A 17119-nucleotide genomic window follows, 5' to 3' on the forward strand; every position below is an offset into this window, starting at 1 on the left:
CCCTTGCTCATGTCTCCATCCTTCCCCGCTGACAAGATAGGGGGATGGCCGACTCCCGCTACTCCGACCTCGACCGACCTCCCCTCTCGGAGGCGGCGCTCAACCGCGTTCTGGTGCGCCCCGGCAGCCTGTGGACGGGCGTCACCGTGGTCGAGAGCACCGGCTCGACCAACGCCGACCTCGCCGCGGCCGCCCGCGAGGGAGCCGCCGAGGGGGCGGTGCTGGTGGCGGAGTCGCAGGTGGCCGGCCGCGGGCGACTGGGCCGCACATGGACGGCGCCGCCGCGCGCGGGGCTGACGTTCTCGATCCTGCTCAGGCCGCAGGTCCCGATGGCCGCGCAGGGCTGGCTGGCGCTCCTGTACGGCGTCGCCGCCGCCTCGGCCGTGCGCCGCCTGGCCGAGGTCGACGTACGCCTGAAGTGGCCCAACGACCTGCTGATCGGCGAGCGCAAGCTGGCCGGCGTGCTGGCCGAGCGGTCCGACGACGCGGTCGTCATCGGCATGGGGCTCAACGTGTCGCTCCGGCCGGAGGAGCTGCCGATCGAGACCGCCACGTCGCTGGGCATCGAGAAGGCGGCGTGCGTCGACCGGGATCCGCTGCTCAGGGCCATCCTCAGAGAGGTCGAGACCCACTACAGGGAGTGGACGGCGGCAGGCGGCGACGCCGAGGCGTCCGGGCTGCGCTCGGCCTACCTGGCGGCCAGCGCCACGATCGGCCGCCTGGTCCGGGTGGAGCTGCCCGGCGGGCAGGTGCTGATGGGGCAGGCGACGGGCGTCGACACCGCCGGGCACCTGCAGGTGGCCGGCGATGACCAGCACTACACGCTCAGCGCGGGCGACGTGGTGCACGTCCGGATCGCCGGGTGAGCCGGTTATGCCGTCCACATAGCCGCCGGGCGGTGATGGTGGCACGATTTGGGCCATGACCCTTCCCGACCACCATCTGACGCAGGGTGAGCGACGCGTCCGGTCCTTCCACCCGCACTGGAAGCGGCTCATCGGCCCCTTCGCCGCGCTCGTCCTCATCGCCGCGGCCTCGGGCGCGGCGCTGTGGTTCATGCCGGACTGGCAGTTCGCCTCCTACGCCAGGATCGCCGTCGTCGTCATCGCCCTCATCCTGCTGACGATCTGGTCGTTCGTGCCCTACCTGCAGTGGAAGAACACCGGCTACGTGCTCACCACCCACCGGTTCACGATCAGCCAGGGCGTGCTCAACAAGTCCACCGACGAGATCCCCATCGCCAAGGTCAACACCGTCAGCTCCGACCAGACCTTCGCCGAGCGCCTGCTCGGCTGCGGCACGCTGACCGTCGAGTCCGCGGGCGACCGGGGCGAGATCGTGCTGCGCGACATCCCGAAGATCCAGGATGTCCGCACCGACCTGTTCAGGCTGGTCGAGGACGCCTCGGACGGCGAGATCGACGGCCGTTGAGCTCTCATCCGCGGGGACGGCCGACCGCCGAGGACATCGAGCGGCTGCTGCTCGGCCTGCCACCGCGCTACACGCGCGCGCAGGTCGCGGCCCGCAGCGGCGTGTCGCAGGAGCTGGCCGCGCGCATCTGGAGGGCGCTCGGCTTCGCCCAGCGCGCCGACGACGCCGTGGCGTTCACCGACGCCGACGTCGGCGCCCTGCTCCATGTGCGCAGGATGCTCGACCGCGGCCTGCTCGACGAGGAGACGGTCGTCCGCATGGCGCGCGCGCTCGGCCAGACCACGGCCAGGCTGGCGCAGTGGCAGGCGGAGATCATGACGAGCACGATGCTGCGGCCGGAGCCCACCGACGCCGACCTGGCCGCGATGCTCGACACCGCGCAGGTGATGCTGCCGGATTTCGAACGCGTGCTGATCCACGTCTGGCGGACCCAGCTCGCCGCGGCCGGCACCCGGCTGCTGGCCCTCGCCGACCTCAACGACCACCCCGTGCCGACCCGGGTGCCGATGGCGGTGGGGTTCGCGGATCTGGTGGCGTTCACCCGGCGGGCTCGCGAGCTGGACGAGCGGGAGCTGGCCGGGCTGGTGGAGGGCTTCGAGTCGCGGGCCTCCGACGTGGTGGCCACGCACGGCGCCCGGCTGGTCAAGACACTGGGCGACGAGGTGCTGTTCACCGCGCCGACCGCTGCACAGGCGGCGGCGATCGCGCTCGACCTGCTCGACGCGGAGGAACTGCGCATCGGCATGGCGTACGGCCCGGTGGTGCCCATGATGGGCGACGTGTTCGGCACCACCGTCAATCTGGCGGCCAGGCTCACCGCGATCGCCCGTCCGGGCACCGTCCTGGTGGACGCGGAGCTGGCCGGAGGGCTCGACGGCTACGAGATCCACAAGATCAGACGCCGCCAGGCGAGGGGCCTCGGCCTGGTGCAGCCCTATGTCTTGCGGAGATCAACCTCCTGACACAAGATGGCTGCCATGCCGTACGAAGTGCAGGGCGTCATCGCCAGGGCCAAGGGCCAGGAAGTTTCGCTCGAGACCGTCGTCGTCCCCGATCCCGGGCCTGGTGAGGCCGTCGTCAACGTGCAGGCCAGCGGGGTCTGCCACACCGACCTGCACTATCGCGAGGGCGGCATCAACGACGACTTCCCGTTCCTGCTCGGCCACGAGGCGGCGGGCGTCGTCGAGGCGGTGGGCCCCGGCGTCACCGAGGTCGAGCCGGGCGACTTCGTGATCCTCAACTGGCGGGCGGTGTGCGGCCGGTGCCGGGCCTGCCTGCGCGGCCGCCCCTGGTACTGCTTCAACACCCACAACGCGACGCAGAAGATGACGCTCAAGGACGGCACCGAGCTGTCGCCCGCGCTCGGCATCGGCGCGTTCCTGGAGAAGACCCTGGTCGCCGCCGGCCAGTGCACCAAGGTCTCCGCCGAGGCCCCGGCCGCGGTGGCGGGCCTGCTGGGCTGCGGCGTGATGGCCGGCATCGGCGCGGCGATCAACACCGGCGGGGTGACGCGCGGCGACAGCGTGGCCGTGATCGGCTGCGGCGGCGTCGGGGACGCGGCGATCCTGGGCGCCTCGCTGGCGGGCGCGGGCACGATCATCGCGGTGGACGTGGACGACCGCAAGCTGGAATGGGCGCGCGGCTTCGGCGCCACCCACACGGTCAACGCGCGCGAGAGCGACCCGATCGAGGCCGTTCGCGACCTGACCGGCGGCTTCGGCGCCGACGTGGTCATTGAGGCGGTGGGCCGGCCGGAGACGTACACGCAGGCCTTCTACGCCCGCGACCTGGCGGGCACGGTGGTGCTGGTCGGCGTCCCGACGCCGGAGATGAAGCTGGAGCTGCCCCTGCTCGACGTGTTCGGGCGCGGCGGGTCGCTGAAGTCGAGCTGGTACGGCGACTGCCTGCCGAGCCGCGACTTCCCCATGCTGATCGACCTGTTCCTGCAGAACCGGCTGCCGCTCGACAAGTTCGTCACCGAGACGATCGGCGTCGGCCAGGTCGAGGAGGCGTTCGCGAAGATGCACAACGGCGACGTGCTGCGCTCGGTGGTGACGTTCTAGATGATCGACCGCGTCATCACCTCGGGCACGTTCTCGCTGGACGGCGGCACCTGGGACGTCGACAACAACGTCTGGCTGGTCGGCGACGCCCGCGAGGTCGTCGTCATCGACGCCGCCCACGACGCCGCGGCCATCGCCGAGCGGGTCGGCGGGCGCGCGGTCAAGGCCATCGTCTGCACGCACGCGCACAACGACCACATCAACGCCGCCCGCGAGCTGGCCGAGCGCACCGGGGCGCCGATCCGCCTCCACCCCGCCGACCAGGTGCTGTGGGAGCAGGAATACGGCGATGCGGTCCCGTACGAGCCGCTGACCGACGGCGAGCGCATCGAGGTCGGCGGCTGCGCGCTGGAGATCCTGCACACGCCCGGCCACGCGCCCGGCGCGGTCTGCGTGTACGGGCGCGAGCTCGGCGCGCTCTTCAGCGGCGACACCCTGTTCAAGGGCGGGCCGGGGGCGACCGGCCGCTCGTACTCGTCGTTCGACACGATCATCGAGTCGATCAGGAAGCGGCTGCTGACCCTGCCGCCGGAAACCGTCGTGCACACCGGCCACGGCGACTCGACCTCGATCGGCGCGGAGGCCCCGCATCTGGAGGAGTGGATCGCCAGGGGACACTGATTAGAGACGGCCCGTAATCCGCTGTTCGCCGAGGGATACGTCACTGTGGCCCACCCAATGTAGGCAAGCCTTACCAAAGTGGGTTATCTTAGGTGTGCCTAACCTTGGCATCCCATCTTTTCGCGGAGAGGCCGTCCCTGGATGTACGTGTGCATTTGTCGTGCGGTAACGGAGAACGAGGTGCACGACTGCATCGCCTCCGGGGCGAAGAGCGCGAAGGAGATCCGCGACACCACCGGGGCTGGTGGGGACTGTGCCCGATGTGTACGGAAGATCTGTGCGATCCTGAAAAGGTCGGAAGAGTTGACGACCGCATAGCCGGGATAGCAGCAAGGGGCCCGTTCACATGCAGGGCGACAAGCAGATCATCGAGTTGCTCAACGAGCAGTTGACCGCCGAGCTCACAGCGATCAACCAGTATTTCCTGCACGCCAAAATGCAGGAAAACTGGGGATACACCAAGCTGGCCGAGCACACCCGCGAAGAGTCGATCGACGAGATGCGCCACGCCGAGCGCCTCACCGACCGCATTCTCTTCCTGGAGGGGCTGCCCAACTATCAGCGCCTGGGCACCCTGCACATCGGGCAGACCGTCGAAGAGCAGCTCAGGGCCGACCTGGAGGTCGAGCTGTCGGTGGTGCAGCGGCTGCGGCCGGCGATCCAGCTCATGCGGGAGAAGGGTGACGTCACCTCGGCCCGCATCTTCGAGGACATCCTCCAGGACGAGGAGCACCACATCGACTACCTGGAGACCGAGCTGGGTCTGATCGACAGCCTCGGCCTGCAGCTCTACCTGGCCCGCTACGCCGAGCCGCCGTCCGCCGACGACTGACCGCCGTCACGGCGCCGGGGCGGGCGGGGCCCGCCCGCCCCGGTCAGCCGATCGTGTACGCCTTCCCGGCCTCGGCGTCCCAGCTCACCGTGTCGTCGGTGCGCCGCACGGCCACCTCGTCCCCCTGCTCGTCGCACACCCGTCCGGCGGCCCGTACCGTGATCTCGCCGGTGCGCCCCGCCCGCAGCGTGACCTTCTCGGCCGTCCCGTCGCGCCACCACACGTCCACGGTCACGTCACAGCGGGCCCGCAGCCCGCGCACGGACCCGGTGCGCCAGGCCGACGGCAGTGCGGGCAGCACGTGGATCACCCCATGGTGGCTCTGCACCAGCATCTCGGCCATGCCCGCGACGGCCCCGAAGTTGCCGTCGATCTGGAATGGCGGGTGCGTGTCCCACAGGTTGTCCAGCGTCGAGTGCTTCAGCAGCTCGGCCAGCATCGTGTGCGCGTGGTCGCCGTCGAGCAGCCGCGCCCAGAAGTTGATCTTCCAGGCCTTGCTCCACCCGGTGCCGCCGTCGCCCCTGGCCGCCAGCGTGACCTTGGCGGCCTCGCCCTCGGGGCTCCCCGCCGCGATCTGGCGCCCGGGATGCAGCCCGAACAGGTGCGACACGTGCCGATGCGTGTCGTCCTGCTCGTCCCGGTCGGCCTTCCACTCCTGCACCTGACCCCAGGAGCCGATCCGCAGCCCCGGGTCCAGCCGCTCCAGCGCGTCCATCACCCGGGTCCGGAACTCGGCGTCCACGTCCAGGATCGCCGAGGCCTCCCAGACGTTCGTGAACAGGTCCCAGACGATCTGCTGCGACATCGACGCGCCCGCCGAGAAGTCCCCGTGCTCGGGGGAGTAGCTCGGCGACACGACCAGCGTCCCGTCGCGCGGGTCGGTGTGCAGCGTGTCCAGCCAGAACTCCGCCGCCCCCTTCATCGCCGGGTAGGCGGTCTGCCGCAGGTAGCCGAGGTCGCCGCTGAACCGGTAGCGGTCATAGAGGTGCTGCGTCACCCAGGCCGCCGCCTCCGGGAACCAGAACGCGGTGGCCCAGTCGTGCACGCCGGTGAACCCGAACGGGTTCGTCTCGTTGTGCACCACCCACCCCTCGGCCCCGAACATCTCGCGCGCCGTCCGCCTGCCCGGCGCCATCAGGGCCTGGACGTACTCGTCGTACGGCACGGCCGTCTCGGACAGGTTCGTCACGTCGGCCGGCCAGTAGTTCATCTGCAGGTTGATGTTGACGTGGTAGTCGCTCGACCACGCGGGGGCGGTGGAGTCGTTCCACACGCCCTGCAGGTTCGCCGGCAGGGACCCGGCCCGTGAGGACGCGATCAGCAGGTAGCGTCCGTAGGCGAAGTAGAGGGCCTCCAGCGCCCGGTCGGCGGGCGAGTCGCCGCCGGTGTAGCCCGCCAGCAACCGGTCCGTCGGCACCTCCGGCTCCTCCTGGCCCAGGTCCAGCTCCACCCGGTCGAACAGCCGCGCGTGGTCGTCCTGGTGGGCTCGCTTGAGCGCCTCGTACCCCTGCACCACCGCCTTGTCCACGGCGGCGGTGACGGCGTCGTGCGGATCCTCGCCCCGGTAGGCCGGGTAGACGGGGGCGTAGTCGGTCCCGGCGGACAACACGAACACCGCGCTGTCGGCTCCGGTGACCGTGACGCGGTCGGCCCCGTCCGTACGGGTGCCGCCCTCCACGACCACCTGCACCTGCGCCTCGAACACCATCCCGTTGTCCGCCAGCGCCCCGCGCATCGTCAGCCGCCCGTCCGCCACGCTGATCCGCTTGTCGTCGTGCGGCGACGACGCGCGCAACGTGAACTCCACCGCGCCCGGCCGGTCGGCCGAGATCCGCCCGACGATCACGTTGCCCGGGTGGCTCGCGAAGTACTCGCGCGTGTGCCGCACCCCGTCCACCGTGTACGCCACCCTGGCCACGGCCTCACGCAGGCTCAGCTCCCTGCGATAGCCGGCGGGGGCGCCTTCGGGCAGGTCGAGCCACAGGTCGCCGAACGTCTGGTACGCCCCGAAGCCCGACTTCGGCTGCCCCAGCCTGGCCGCGGCCTCCTCCGGCGCCATCCGCCCCTCGCGGTCCAGCACCTCGCGGACCTCGGAGAGGGCGTGCGGGCGCGGGCTCGTCCAGTTGCCGAAGTCGTATCCCTGCCGCGACCCCGGCCCGCCCGTCCACAGCGTCTTCTCGTTGAACTGGATCTGCTCGACGTCGGTCCCGCCGAAGACCATCGCGCCCAGCGCCCCGTTGCCGATCGGCAGCGCCTCGGTCTCCCAGTCGGTGGCGGGCCGGTCGTACCAGAGGAGTAAGCCTGTCATGGATCACAACCGTAACAATCCGGGCCCGGTCGCGGGCGCAGCGGAGGGCAGCAGCCTTCGCCCCGCCGTCGCCGCGCCCCTCCCGGCCTCTCCCGCGAGAACCCCGCCGAAGTGGCCGGCCCTCGGCCCCTGATCCGCACGATCCCAGGCTCTCACCCTTTCCCTGGAGGGACCTCGCCGAAGTGCGGAGGGGCGGGGCAACGCGGGCCTGTCGTGGTGACGTGCGAAATACGACGAGGCCCAGGAGACAGCGCTCGTCATGTGAGGGGCGACGCTGGCCAGGCAATGTGTCGGGCGGCGCTGGTCAGGTAGCGGGCCGCGCTGCCCTCCGTCACGCGGGGGATCTCCTCCACCCCGACGATCGCGAGCCCCACGGCATGTCCGGCACGCCGCGGCAGGTCCGTGAGCGCCGCCGCCACGAGCGGCGCGGCCCGTACGGCGATGCGCTCCACGTCGATGCCCACACGGCCCACATCTGTGATCGCCACCGCCACCCAGCGGCCGGAGTGCGACACCGACACGTGGAGCTCGTCGCCGGGCACGCGAGGCTTGCCGTGCGGGCGACCACAGTCCGGGCAGTCGCGCCGCAGCGGCACATCGGCGGGAGGCATCCCCAAGTGCCGGCCGAGCACGATCCTGGTGATCGCACAACCCAGGACAAAGCGGTCACGGTCCGCCGCGGCGCGATACTTCGCCTTCCAGCGCCGTTCCACGGGATCCAGCAGCCCGTCATGCCATGGGCGCACATCACCGAGCTCCGCCCACCACACCTCGCAGGTCATCCCACGCCTTCCGGGAGCGCGGCGGCAAGCCCGTCCAGCAACAGGCGAAGCCCGAAGCGGAAACACTCCCCGCCACGGGCCTCGGGCGCCGAGGTGAAGCGGGATCGAGGCCCGTCCAGGGGCGCGGTGAAGGGGGAGCGCGGCTCGTCCGTGGGCGCGGTGAGGCGATTCCTGACGCGCCGCCCCTCCGGGCCCGGCGGAGAGTCCAGCGCGACCCGCGCCATGCCCGGGTGGGCCAGCAGCGCCGCACGCAGCCCGGCGGTCACGTCCTCCAACTGCTCCCGCCACCGCCGCGGATCCGCGGCGGGCACCCGAACCCCGGCCGGCACGCCTTCGAGCGTGGTATGGGGCCCACGGGGTGGGGCCGTGCGCGGCGGCCACCACGCGGGAAGGCGGGGCGCACGTGGCAGAAGGTCGGTTTTCATCGGCTTACTCCGCTCACTCGCTCACCCGCTACCGTGCACCGCCCCGACCGAGAATCACTCGAGGACCGATGCAGCAGCCCGTCGGGCGTCACGGGCCCTTCCGATGCGAGGTGCCAAGTGGTCCGGCGAAACATCGGTGAAGTGGCCTGCTTCTCCGGACCGATCGCGTCCTAACGTGACGGCATGAACGTCTTCCTGGCCGGTGGCGCCGGCGTGCTGGGCCGCCGCATCGTCCCGCTGCTGGTCGCCGAGGGCCACACGGTGACGGCGACGACACGTGACGAGTCGAAGGCCGCGATGCTGTGCGACCTGGGCGCCACTCCCGTGATCGCGGACGTCTATGACGCCGACGCGTTGACGGCCGCCCTCCGTGAGTCAGGCGCCGATGTCGTGATGCACCAGTTGACCGACCTGAGCGCGGGCGACCTCGCCGCCAACGCCCGGATCCGCACGATCGGCACACGCAACCTGGTCGACGCGGCCCTGGCCGCCGGGGTACGCCGCATCGTGGCGCAGAGCATCTCATGGATGTACGAGCCGGGCGACGACCCGGCGGCCGAGGAGACGCCGCTCGACGTCCACGCTCCGGAGCCGCGCCGCACGAGCGTCGCCGCCGTCGCGACCCTGGAGTCAGCGGCACGGGAGCTCCCCGAGTGGGTGGTTCTGCGTTATGGGATGTTCTACGGCACCGGCACCTGGTTCGAGCCGCGTGGGCTGAGGGCGGACCAGGCCAGGTCGGGCACCCTCGTGGCCGATGCCGACGTGATGAGCTTCGTGCACGTGGACGACGCCGCGACCGCCGCCGTCCAAGCCCTCGCCTGGCCATCCGGCCCCGTGAACGTCTGCGACGACGACCCCGCCCCGGGCCGGGACTGGCTGCCTGCCTTCTGCCGGGCCGTCGGCGCGCCCGAGCCACCGGAGAACGGCACACAGAGGAACGGGTTCGCACGGGGCGCGGACAACCGGTACGCGCGCAAGCACCTCGGCTGGACGCCCCGATACGCGTCCTGGCGCGAGGGGTTCGCCGCGTGGACCGGCCCATGACGCCCACCGCATCGATCACCTCCAGGCGCCGGCCGAGGGTGGGCAGCCGAGAAAGCCCTTGGGGAACCCCGTCGGCAACGGAGAAGCCGGGTCACGGGATGAGCTGGTAGAAGCGCCAGAAGCCGAACTCCTCGATCGGCAGGACCTCGACGTCGCGGAAGCCCGCCTCCCGGGCGTACCGGCGCAGCGTGTCCGGGCGCATCACGGTGCCGGTCGCCGCCGACGGCCGGTCGCTCATCCCGTCCGGCAGGCAGATGAGCAGGCTGAAGCCGTACATCAGCCGCTCGGTGTCGTCGGCGGGCGCCGTGAACGACTCGCCCACGGCCTCGTCCATGATGACGACGGCCCCGCCGGGCACGATCGCGTGCCGCGCCGCCTCCAGCGTGTCCACCGGCCGCGACATGTCGTGCAGGCACTCGAAGGCGAAGACGGCGTCGTACCGGCCGCCGCCGAGCAGCGCGGCGTCGCCGCGGCGGAAGGAGACGCGCCCGCCGAGGCCGGCGGCGGCCGCGTTGCGCTCGGCCAGCTCGATGGAGGGCCCGTCGAGGTCGACGCCCTCCACGGTGGCGTCCGGGTACGCCCGGACCAGCGCGATGGACGACCATCCCGCGCCACAGCCGATGTCGGCGATGCGGGCGCCGGGACGGCGGAGCACGGCGTCGAGCGCGGGCACGCCGGCGAGGGCGCCCGGCAGCGCGTGCTCGAACCAGGGCCGGTTCATGTCGGCCTGCGACTCGCGCACGTCGGCCCCGAACGTCGCCCAGCCGACCCCGTCGCCACTCCGGTAGGCGTCCAGCAGGGCGGGCATCTGCACCGCCGCGCCCGCCAGCATCCGGGCCAGCGGCGCGAGGTAGGCCAGGCTGGCCTCGTCCGTCAGCACCTCGGCGGCGCCCTTCGGCAGCACGAACCGGCCGTCCGCGGCCACCTCCAGGATCCCGTACGCGGCCTGCTGCTCCAGCCATTCCCTGGCGTACCGCTCGTGGCCGCCGGCCCGCGCGGTGAGCTCCTCAGGAATGGCAGGGCCGTGTGCGGCCAGCGTGCGGTACCAGCCCAGCCGGTCGCCGATGTGCACGGAGAGCACCTCGATGGTGCCGAGCGCCGCCTGGAACAGCCGGTCGGCGAATTGATCCGTCGTCGTGGTCATGATCTTCTCCTTCGTCCCGTAGAAAGTCCCGAACGAGAATCGGTGTCGCCGGACGCGGCGAAAAGGTCATTCGACACAGATGGGGAAGCGACCCTCGACGAGGCCGTCGCGGAAGCCGGTGACCGGACCTTCGACGGGCTGACGAGCATGGCATGCCTCCTCGAACGCGCTTGAACCATCAGGCAACCGTCAGGTTCGGGCGTTCGGCTGTCGTTCCGCTGCCACGGCGCTGTCACAGCCGCGTAGGAAGTTCCGGGTGTCGGGCACGGTCGAGGCGGCGGGGCACGAAGGCGGCCCGGTGGCAGGGACGAGCGGCAGCGGGCGTTGCCGGCGGCGCTGCCGGCGGGAGCCTCCGACCGGGGCCGGAGAGGCGGTGTCGTCGTGCCGGTCGGCGCTGCGGCGCGCGCTCCCCGGAGCCGAGCTGCGCACCCAACCTCCAGGCTACGCGCTGCGGGTCGGCCAGGACGACCTGGACGCATGATCGCTCTTGACGGCCCATGCCATTTGCCCGATGCGGCACATCTTGAGCAAATAGTCGGGGTGATTGCCGCCTTTCTTGAAGAGGATTGAGAATCCGTCCCGACGGGCACGATCAGTCGACGATCTGTTCAGAAAGGCCGCGGCAATTTAATCATGATCAACCGTATTTTAGTCGTGTTTGCCCAGGTCAATAGATAGGTCAACGACGAGTCAAACCGCGCGCTGTGCCCGGGAAACGATCGCCTAAGGTCCTACGATCGCTTTATGACCTGCGTACTTCTCGCCGAGGACGACACCTCGATCTCTGAACCGCTCGCGCGTGCGCTGCGCCGCGAGGGCTATCAGGTCGAGGTGAGCCCCGACGGTCCGCAAGCCCTGGAAAGGGCGCTGTCGGGCGGCATCGACCTCATAGTTCTTGATCTGGGCCTGCCAGAAATGGACGGCCTGGAGGTGGCCCGCCGGATTCGGGCCGAGGGCCACGGCACTCCGGTCCTCATACTCACGGCCCGAGTCGACGAAGTCGACACGGTGGTCGGCCTCGACGCCGGCGCCGACGACTACGTGACGAAACCGTTCCGGCTGGCCGAGCTGCTGGCCAGGGTGCGGGCGCTGCTGCGCCGCGGCACCTCCGAGACGCCGGTCGTGCAGGGTGTGCGCATCGACGCGGACTCCCGGCGCGCCTGGATGGGAGACAAAGAGCTGCATCTTACGACAAAGGAATTCGACCTGCTGCGCGTCCTCGTACGGGACGCCGGCAAGGTGGTCACTCGCGAGCAGATCATGCGCGAGGTGTGGGACACCAACTGGTGGGGTTCCACCAAGACACTCGACATGCACATCTCCTGGCTCCGCCGCAAACTGGGTGACGACGCCGCCAAGCCCCGTTACATCACAACCGTCCGGGGAGTCGGCTTCCGGTTCGAACGCGAGTAGGCGGATGCGCCGTCGACTGCTCACCTCCACCCTGGTCGTCGCAGTGATCGCGGTCCTGTTGCTGGGGGTCCCCCTGGGCGTCGTGGTGAGCCGCCTGATCGTCGACGAGGCGGCTCAGGAGCTCGGGGCGGAGGCCAGGCGCCTCGTGGGGGAGGTCGAGTATGCCCGCGTCCAGGAGACGCCGCTCGACCCCCAGCAACTGGAGCAGAAATACCCGGGCAGGTACATCCGGATCTGGGAACGCGGAACGCCGCTCAGGCTGACCATCGTCGGCAGCCCCCCACCATCCGGACACCTGATGACGCAGGACGCCGAGACCAACACCGGCGTCTACGTCCTGATAAGCCGTGACAGGGACAAGGTCGAGCAGGACGTACGGGCACGTCTGCTCCTCATCGTCGCCCTGGCCGCGGCCGCCCTGGCGGTGGCCGTGAGCCTTGCCGTCGTGCAGTCCCGCCGCCTGACGCTGCCCTTGCAGGACCTGGCGAAGATCGCCGACCGGCTCGGCTCCGGGGACGCGCGGCCGAGCAAGCATCGCTACGGCATCCCCGAGCTCGACCGGGTGGCCCAGGTGCTCGACCGCAGCGCCACCCGCATCTCCGATCTGCTCACCCGCGAACGCGAGTTCGCCACCGACGCATCACATCAGCTCCGCACGCCGCTGACCGGCCTGACCATGCGCCTGGAGGAGATCGTCTCCGCCGCCGACCACCCCGAGGTGGTGCGGGAGGAGGGCGAGGCCGCGATCGTGCAGGCCGAGAGGCTGACCGCGGTGATCGACGAGCTGCTGGCCGCGGCCCGCCGCCAGCGCCACGCGCAGGCCGAGCCGGTCGCGATCGACGAGGTGCTCGTCCAGCAGGTCACCGAGTGGGAGCCGGTGTTCAGGGAGGCTGGACGCACGCTGCGGCTCGACGGCGCGCGCGGGCTGAAGGCGATGGCCACGACCGGCGGCTTCGGCCAGGTGGTCGCGTCCCTGCTGGAGAACTCGCTGCGCCACGGGGGCGGCGCCGTCACGGTCACCACCACCAGCGGCGACAACTACGTGGTCATCGAGGTGGCCGACGAGGGCCCGGGCATCGCCGACGAGATCGCCCCCAAGATCTTCGAACGGAACGTCAGCGGCGGCGGGGGCACCGGCCTCGGCCTGACGCTCGCCCGCGCGCTGGCCGCCGCCGACGGCGGCCGGCTGGAGTTGGTGCGGCGCCGTCCCGCGACGTTCGCCATCTTCCTGCGCCCCGCGGAGGACGACGGCGCCAGGACCCGCGTGGTCAGCGGTCCTGCCTGACCCCGGTCTCGGGCAGCTCCATCGGGATCGGCTCGGTGGCCTCCAGGAACACCCACTTCTTGTACGACCAGTAGCGGAACAACGTGCCGAGCCCGACACCAACGATGTTGGCGATGTTGAGGCTGAGCGGGTCGTGCAGGTTGAGCGTGTAGGTGGCGAAGCCGATCGTCAGCACGCCGAACAGCAGCGCGATGCCGTTGAGCAGGAAGAACAGGAAGTATTCGCGCCTCAGCCCGCTCTGCTCGCGGTGCCGGAAGGTCCAGTAGCGGTTGCCGGCGTAGGCGAACGTCGTGGAGACCGTCGTGGCCGCGACCTTGGACGTCAGCGGCCCCAAGCCGACCACGACGTTGCAGAAGTTGAGCAGGCCGAAGTCGATGAGGAAGGCGATGGCCCCGATGCTGCCGAACTTGGCCAGCTCGTGGACGAGGGAGGCGAACCGCTCGTAGAGGCGTTTGGCGAAGTCCACGTCTCTGCTCGGACCCTTCCTAGTCGAGGCTGGTCACCCCAGCGTACCGGTCATGATGTAGGCCGGGTGTCAGACGGATGAACTTACCCCGTAAAGACAGCTTTAGAAATATGGTCTTATGGGCGGCGATTCGGAAACGCGGGCATTACTCTGCCGATGCAGGTCGCTGGGCGGTCGTGCCTTGCGAGGCGACCCGGAACGACCGCCCAGCCCCCTTTGGAGAGGTGCCCGGCAACCCGCCCGGCACTCCAGGAAGAAGCTGTCGTTGCGTCCCGGTAAGCTCACCTGGCGTGAGTTCATACCGCCCCATCGGCCCGGTCGTCGGCATCGTAGGCGCGGGTCAGCTGGCCAGGATGTCGCAGCAGCCCGCCATCGCGCTCGGCGTCGAGCTGCGGGTGCTGGCGGGCGCCCCTGACGAGAGCGCCGCCCGCGTGATCGTCGACACCCGCGTCGGAGACTACCGCGATCTCGGCGACCTCCGCGATTTCGCCAAGGGATGCGACGCGATCACCTTCGACCACGAGCACGTCCCGACCGAGCACATCAGGGCCCTGGCCGGTGACGGCTATTCCGTCCACCCGGGCGCCGACGCGCTCGTGCACGCGCAGGACAAGGCGGTCATGCGCGAGCGGCTGACCGTGATCGGCGTCCCGTGCCCGGCCTGGTCGCGGCTCTCGTCGGCGGCGGACGTGTCCGGCTTCGCCGAGGAGCACGGCTGGCCCGTGGTGCTGAAGGCGGTGCGCGGCGGATACGACGGCCGCGGCGTGTGGGTGTGCGAGGACGCCGCTCAGGTCGAGGATGCGTTCGCGTCCGGGGCCGAGCTGATGGCGGAGGCCTTCGTGCCGTTCGAGCGGGAGCTCGCGGTGCTGGTGGCTCGATCGCCGCACGGGCAGGGCGTCAGCTACCCGGTCGTGGAGACCGTGCAGCGCGACGGCATCTGCGTCGAGGTGCTCGCGCCGGCCCCCGGCCTCGACCGGGAAGACGCCGCCGCGGCCCAGCACATCGGCCTGAAGATCGCCCACGAGCTGGGGGTGACAGGGCTGCTGGCGGTGGAGATGTTCCAGACGGCCCGTGGGCTGGTGGTCAACGAGCTGGCCATGCGCCCGCACAACAGCGGCCATTGGACGATCGAGGGCTCGCGCACGTCGCAGTTCGAGCAGCACCTCAGGGCCGTGCTCGACCTGCCGCTGGGCTCGCCCACGATGACCGCCCAGGCCGTCGTCATGGCCAACCTGCTCGGCGGCGACGACCCCGACCTGTTCAAGCGCTACGAGCACGTGCTGGCCCACGACCCGGGCATCAAGCTCCACTTCTACGGCAAGCAGGTGCGTCCGGGCCGCAAGATCGGCCACGTGACGGCCCTCGGCTCCAACCTGGACGAGGTCCGCGCCCGCGCCCGCCACGCCGCCGTCTACCTCACCACGGGGGAATACACGTGAGAGAGCGCAGCGAACGAACCATCGGACGCAGCATCTTGATTTTCACGTTGCCGACGAAGGAGGCAGCGTGAAAATCGGTATTGTCATGGGGAGCGACTCCGACTGGCCGGTCATGAAAGCGGCGGCGGAGGCCGTGGCGGAGTTCGGGGTGCCGTTCGAGGCCGATGTCGTGTCCGCGCACCGCATGCCGACCGAGATGATCGACTACGGCCGTCAGGCGGCCTCCCGCGGCCTCCAGGTGATCATCGCCGGCGCGGGCGGGGCCGCCCACCTGCCCGGCATGCTGGCCTCGGTCACGCCGCTGCCGGTGATCGGGGTGCCGGTGCCCCTGAAATACCTCGACGGCATGGACTCCCTGCTGTCGATCGTCCAGATGCCGGCCGGGGTGCCGGTGGCCACGGTGGCGGTGGGCGGGGCACGCAACGCGGGCCTGCTCGCCGTACGCATCCTCGCCGCCTCCGACGCCGGGCTCCGCGCCCGGATGGAGGAGTTCCAGGAGCGGCTCAAGGAGCAGGCGCACGCGAAGGGCGAACGCCTGCGCGCCGAGGCCGCCGAACTCTAGCACCCAAGCCCCGCCCGGACCCCGCTCGCGCGTTCGGCGGGCGCCTGCGCCTGCGCCGCTGCCTGCGCCGAGGCGGACAGCGCACCGGGGTCACAGGCCGCGCTGCCCACGCCTCCGCGTCGAGCCGGGTGCCCGCCATGCGGAAAGAGCCGCGCTCGGCGGCGAGTCCCCCGTGAACAGGACGATCGCTCCGGGGTGCTCCCTGCTTGGGGGATGAGGGACGTTGCTCTGGAATGGGGGACCTGGACGGCGGCCTCACCCGCGGAAGCTCCGCCATATGCACGCCCGTGTGGGCCCTTTTTCGCGGGCGGCCGGACCACTACTGTGCCGGGATGAACTCGGTGATCAGGGCGCACGCCGCCCGCGTCCGGGCCGCCGATCCGCTGGTCGGGGGCCAGTACGAGCTGTTCGGAGCAGGCGACCTGATCGAGGCCCGCGACGCCGTCGGCCGGGCGTCCGTGGAGCGCATCGACCCCGGCAGCATGCGGGCCTCCTGGTCCCCGCTGATCCTGCACCGGCTCCAGGCCCGCGTCGCCGGACCCGACCCGGAGGCGGCGCTCGGCGCGCTGCTGGACCGATGGGTGGCGGGCCTGCGGCTCGACGAGCCCGACCAGGCGCTCACGGTTTCCTGGCCGAGCCGGGACACGACGCCGGTGCGCGCCCTGGCCGTCCGCGACTTCGCCCCCATCGTGGCGCAGACGGTCCACCGGTCTCCCACGGGTGTCACCGCCGCTCCGGGCGTCCGCCGGGCCACCATGGCCGACCTCGAAACGATGGCCCGTCTGTACGAGCGGCTGGTGGCGTACGACGCGCAGTTCGGATGGGTGACGCCACGCCCGTCGACCCCGGCCCGCATCCGCGACTTCCTGGCCACGGAGGTGCTGCCCACGGAATGGTGCTGGCTGGCCGAGCGGGACGGGGAGGCGGCGGGCTGCGTCATCGTCCAGCCGCCCGGCCATTCCGGATGGATCGCCCGATCCGTGAACGCGGCGCCGGTAGCGTACCTGAGCGTCCTGTACGTGGAGCCGTCCGTCCGCGGCCGGGGCGTGGGCGCGGTGCTCACCGAGGTGGCCCACGGCCATGCGGCGGCGCAGGGCGTGACGGCGATGACGCTCCACCACGCCCTCCCGAACCCGCTCTCGGCCCCGTTCTGGGCCCGCCGCGGCTACCGCCCGCTGTTCACCCAGTGGGTCCGCCACGCCCGCCCATGAGGCGACCACACGACGGCGAGGAACCCTGCGGACACGACGGACGGCATGCGGACGCGACGACCGGCTTACGGACGGACGGCCTACCGGCACACG

General features: G+C 71.0%; 19 protein-coding genes. 14 read left to right on the forward strand and 5 right to left on the reverse strand.

Annotated elements, in window-relative coordinates; translation table 11 throughout:
* Window positions 1-44 precede the first annotated feature (44 nt).
* The 7 genes from ID574_RS23910 (at window position 45) to bfr (ending at window position 4947) form a co-directional block, all read left to right on the forward strand.
* Window positions 45-866: a biotin--[acetyl-CoA-carboxylase] ligase gene (locus ID574_RS23910; RefSeq protein WP_188191178.1), complete on the forward strand. Its 822-nt coding sequence runs from the start codon at window positions 45-47 to the stop codon at window positions 864-866.
* A gap of 55 nt (window positions 867-921) precedes the next feature.
* Entirely contained in the window at window positions 922-1431 is a 510-nt protein-coding gene (locus tag ID574_RS23915; protein WP_188191179.1) for a PH domain-containing protein, read from the forward strand.
* Window positions 1428-2393 carry an adenylate/guanylate cyclase domain-containing protein gene (locus ID574_RS23920; RefSeq protein ID WP_188191180.1) on the forward strand — a complete coding sequence of 322 codons (966 nt, stop codon included), beginning with the start codon at window positions 1428-1430 and terminating at the stop codon, window positions 2391-2393. Before ID574_RS23915 ends, ID574_RS23920 begins: the two co-directional genes overlap by 4 nt.
* A gap of 15 nt (window positions 2394-2408) precedes the next feature.
* Window positions 2409-3494, forward strand: a complete 1086-nt coding sequence (locus ID574_RS23925) for an S-(hydroxymethyl)mycothiol dehydrogenase (protein ID WP_188191181.1) — start codon at window positions 2409-2411, stop codon at window positions 3492-3494.
* Window positions 3495-4115, forward strand: a complete 621-nt coding sequence (locus ID574_RS23930; protein ID WP_188191182.1) for an MBL fold metallo-hydrolase — start codon at window positions 3495-3497, stop codon at window positions 4113-4115. It abuts the gene before it with no gap.
* Between the two features lie 141 nt (window positions 4116-4256).
* Entirely contained in the window at window positions 4257-4433 is a 177-nt protein-coding gene (locus ID574_RS23935) for a (2Fe-2S)-binding protein (protein WP_188191183.1), read from the forward strand.
* 28 nt (window positions 4434-4461) lie between these two features.
* Complete coding sequence (gene bfr / locus ID574_RS23940) at window positions 4462-4947, forward strand: bacterioferritin (protein WP_188191184.1); 486 nt, start codon at window positions 4462-4464, stop codon at window positions 4945-4947.
* Window positions 4948-4990: 43 nt separating this feature from the next.
* Here bfr and ID574_RS23945 read toward each other — a convergent pair whose 3' ends face one another.
* From ID574_RS23945 to ID574_RS23955, 3 genes are all read right to left on the reverse strand, one after another.
* Window positions 4991-7255: a glycoside hydrolase family 95 protein gene (locus tag ID574_RS23945; RefSeq protein WP_188191185.1), complete on the reverse strand. Its 2265-nt coding sequence runs from the start codon at window positions 7253-7255 to the stop codon at window positions 4991-4993.
* A 257-nt stretch (window positions 7256-7512) separates the two neighbouring features.
* The gene (locus ID574_RS23950) at window positions 7513-8037 is read right to left on the reverse strand and encodes a 4'-phosphopantetheinyl transferase family protein (RefSeq protein ID WP_188191186.1); all 525 of its coding nucleotides are present in this window, start codon (window positions 8035-8037) and stop codon (window positions 7513-7515) included.
* Window positions 8034-8366, reverse strand: coding sequence for a TetR/AcrR family transcriptional regulator C-terminal domain-containing protein (locus ID574_RS23955; protein WP_188191187.1), 333 nt, complete (start codon window positions 8364-8366; stop codon window positions 8034-8036). Before ID574_RS23955 ends, ID574_RS23950 begins: the two co-directional genes overlap by 4 nt.
* A gap of 279 nt (window positions 8367-8645) precedes the next feature.
* Here ID574_RS23955 and ID574_RS23960 point away from each other — a divergent pair, with 279 nt between their 5' ends.
* Complete coding sequence (locus ID574_RS23960; RefSeq protein ID WP_188191188.1) at window positions 8646-9506, forward strand: NAD-dependent epimerase/dehydratase family protein; 861 nt, start codon at window positions 8646-8648, stop codon at window positions 9504-9506.
* 91 nt (window positions 9507-9597) lie between these two features.
* Here ID574_RS23960 and ID574_RS23965 read toward each other — a convergent pair whose 3' ends face one another.
* A complete protein-coding gene (locus ID574_RS23965) occupies window positions 9598-10650 on the reverse strand; it encodes an SAM-dependent methyltransferase (RefSeq protein ID WP_188191189.1) in 1053 nt (350 codons plus the stop codon).
* Between the two features lie 256 nt (window positions 10651-10906).
* Between ID574_RS23965 and ID574_RS23970 the strand changes: the two genes are divergently transcribed.
* From ID574_RS23970 to ID574_RS23980, 3 genes are all read left to right on the forward strand, one after another.
* A complete protein-coding gene (locus ID574_RS23970) occupies window positions 10907-11131 on the forward strand; it encodes a hypothetical protein (RefSeq protein WP_188191190.1) in 225 nt (74 codons plus the stop codon).
* A gap of 263 nt (window positions 11132-11394) precedes the next feature.
* Entirely contained in the window at window positions 11395-12063 is a 669-nt protein-coding gene (locus ID574_RS23975) for a response regulator transcription factor (protein ID WP_012888073.1), read from the forward strand.
* Window positions 12064-12067: 4 nt separating this feature from the next.
* The gene (locus ID574_RS23980) at window positions 12068-13348 is read left to right on the forward strand and encodes an ATP-binding protein (protein WP_188191191.1); all 1281 of its coding nucleotides are present in this window, start codon (window positions 12068-12070) and stop codon (window positions 13346-13348) included.
* Here the strand turns inward: ID574_RS23980 and ID574_RS23985 are convergent.
* Window positions 13332-13814, reverse strand: a complete 483-nt coding sequence (locus ID574_RS23985; RefSeq protein ID WP_188191192.1) for a GtrA family protein — start codon at window positions 13812-13814, stop codon at window positions 13332-13334. The two genes, ID574_RS23980 and ID574_RS23985, sit on opposite strands and share 17 nt — an antisense overlap.
* A gap of 290 nt (window positions 13815-14104) precedes the next feature.
* Here ID574_RS23985 and ID574_RS23990 point away from each other — a divergent pair, with 290 nt between their 5' ends.
* From ID574_RS23990 to ID574_RS24000, 3 genes are all read left to right on the forward strand, one after another.
* Complete coding sequence (locus tag ID574_RS23990; protein ID WP_188191193.1) at window positions 14105-15253, forward strand: 5-(carboxyamino)imidazole ribonucleotide synthase; 1149 nt, start codon at window positions 14105-14107, stop codon at window positions 15251-15253.
* A 67-nt stretch (window positions 15254-15320) separates the two neighbouring features.
* A complete protein-coding gene (purE, locus tag ID574_RS23995) occupies window positions 15321-15815 on the forward strand; it encodes a 5-(carboxyamino)imidazole ribonucleotide mutase (protein ID WP_262496042.1) in 495 nt (164 codons plus the stop codon).
* Between the two features lie 332 nt (window positions 15816-16147).
* Window positions 16148-17026 carry a GNAT family N-acetyltransferase gene (locus tag ID574_RS24000; protein ID WP_188191194.1) on the forward strand — a complete coding sequence of 293 codons (879 nt, stop codon included), beginning with the start codon at window positions 16148-16150 and terminating at the stop codon, window positions 17024-17026.
* Window positions 17027-17119: the final 93 nt, after the last annotated feature.

It is taken from the genome of Nonomuraea sp. SYSU D8015 (assembly GCF_008065375.1).
Taxonomy (GTDB): Bacteria; Actinomycetota; Actinomycetes; order Streptosporangiales; family Streptosporangiaceae; genus Nonomuraea.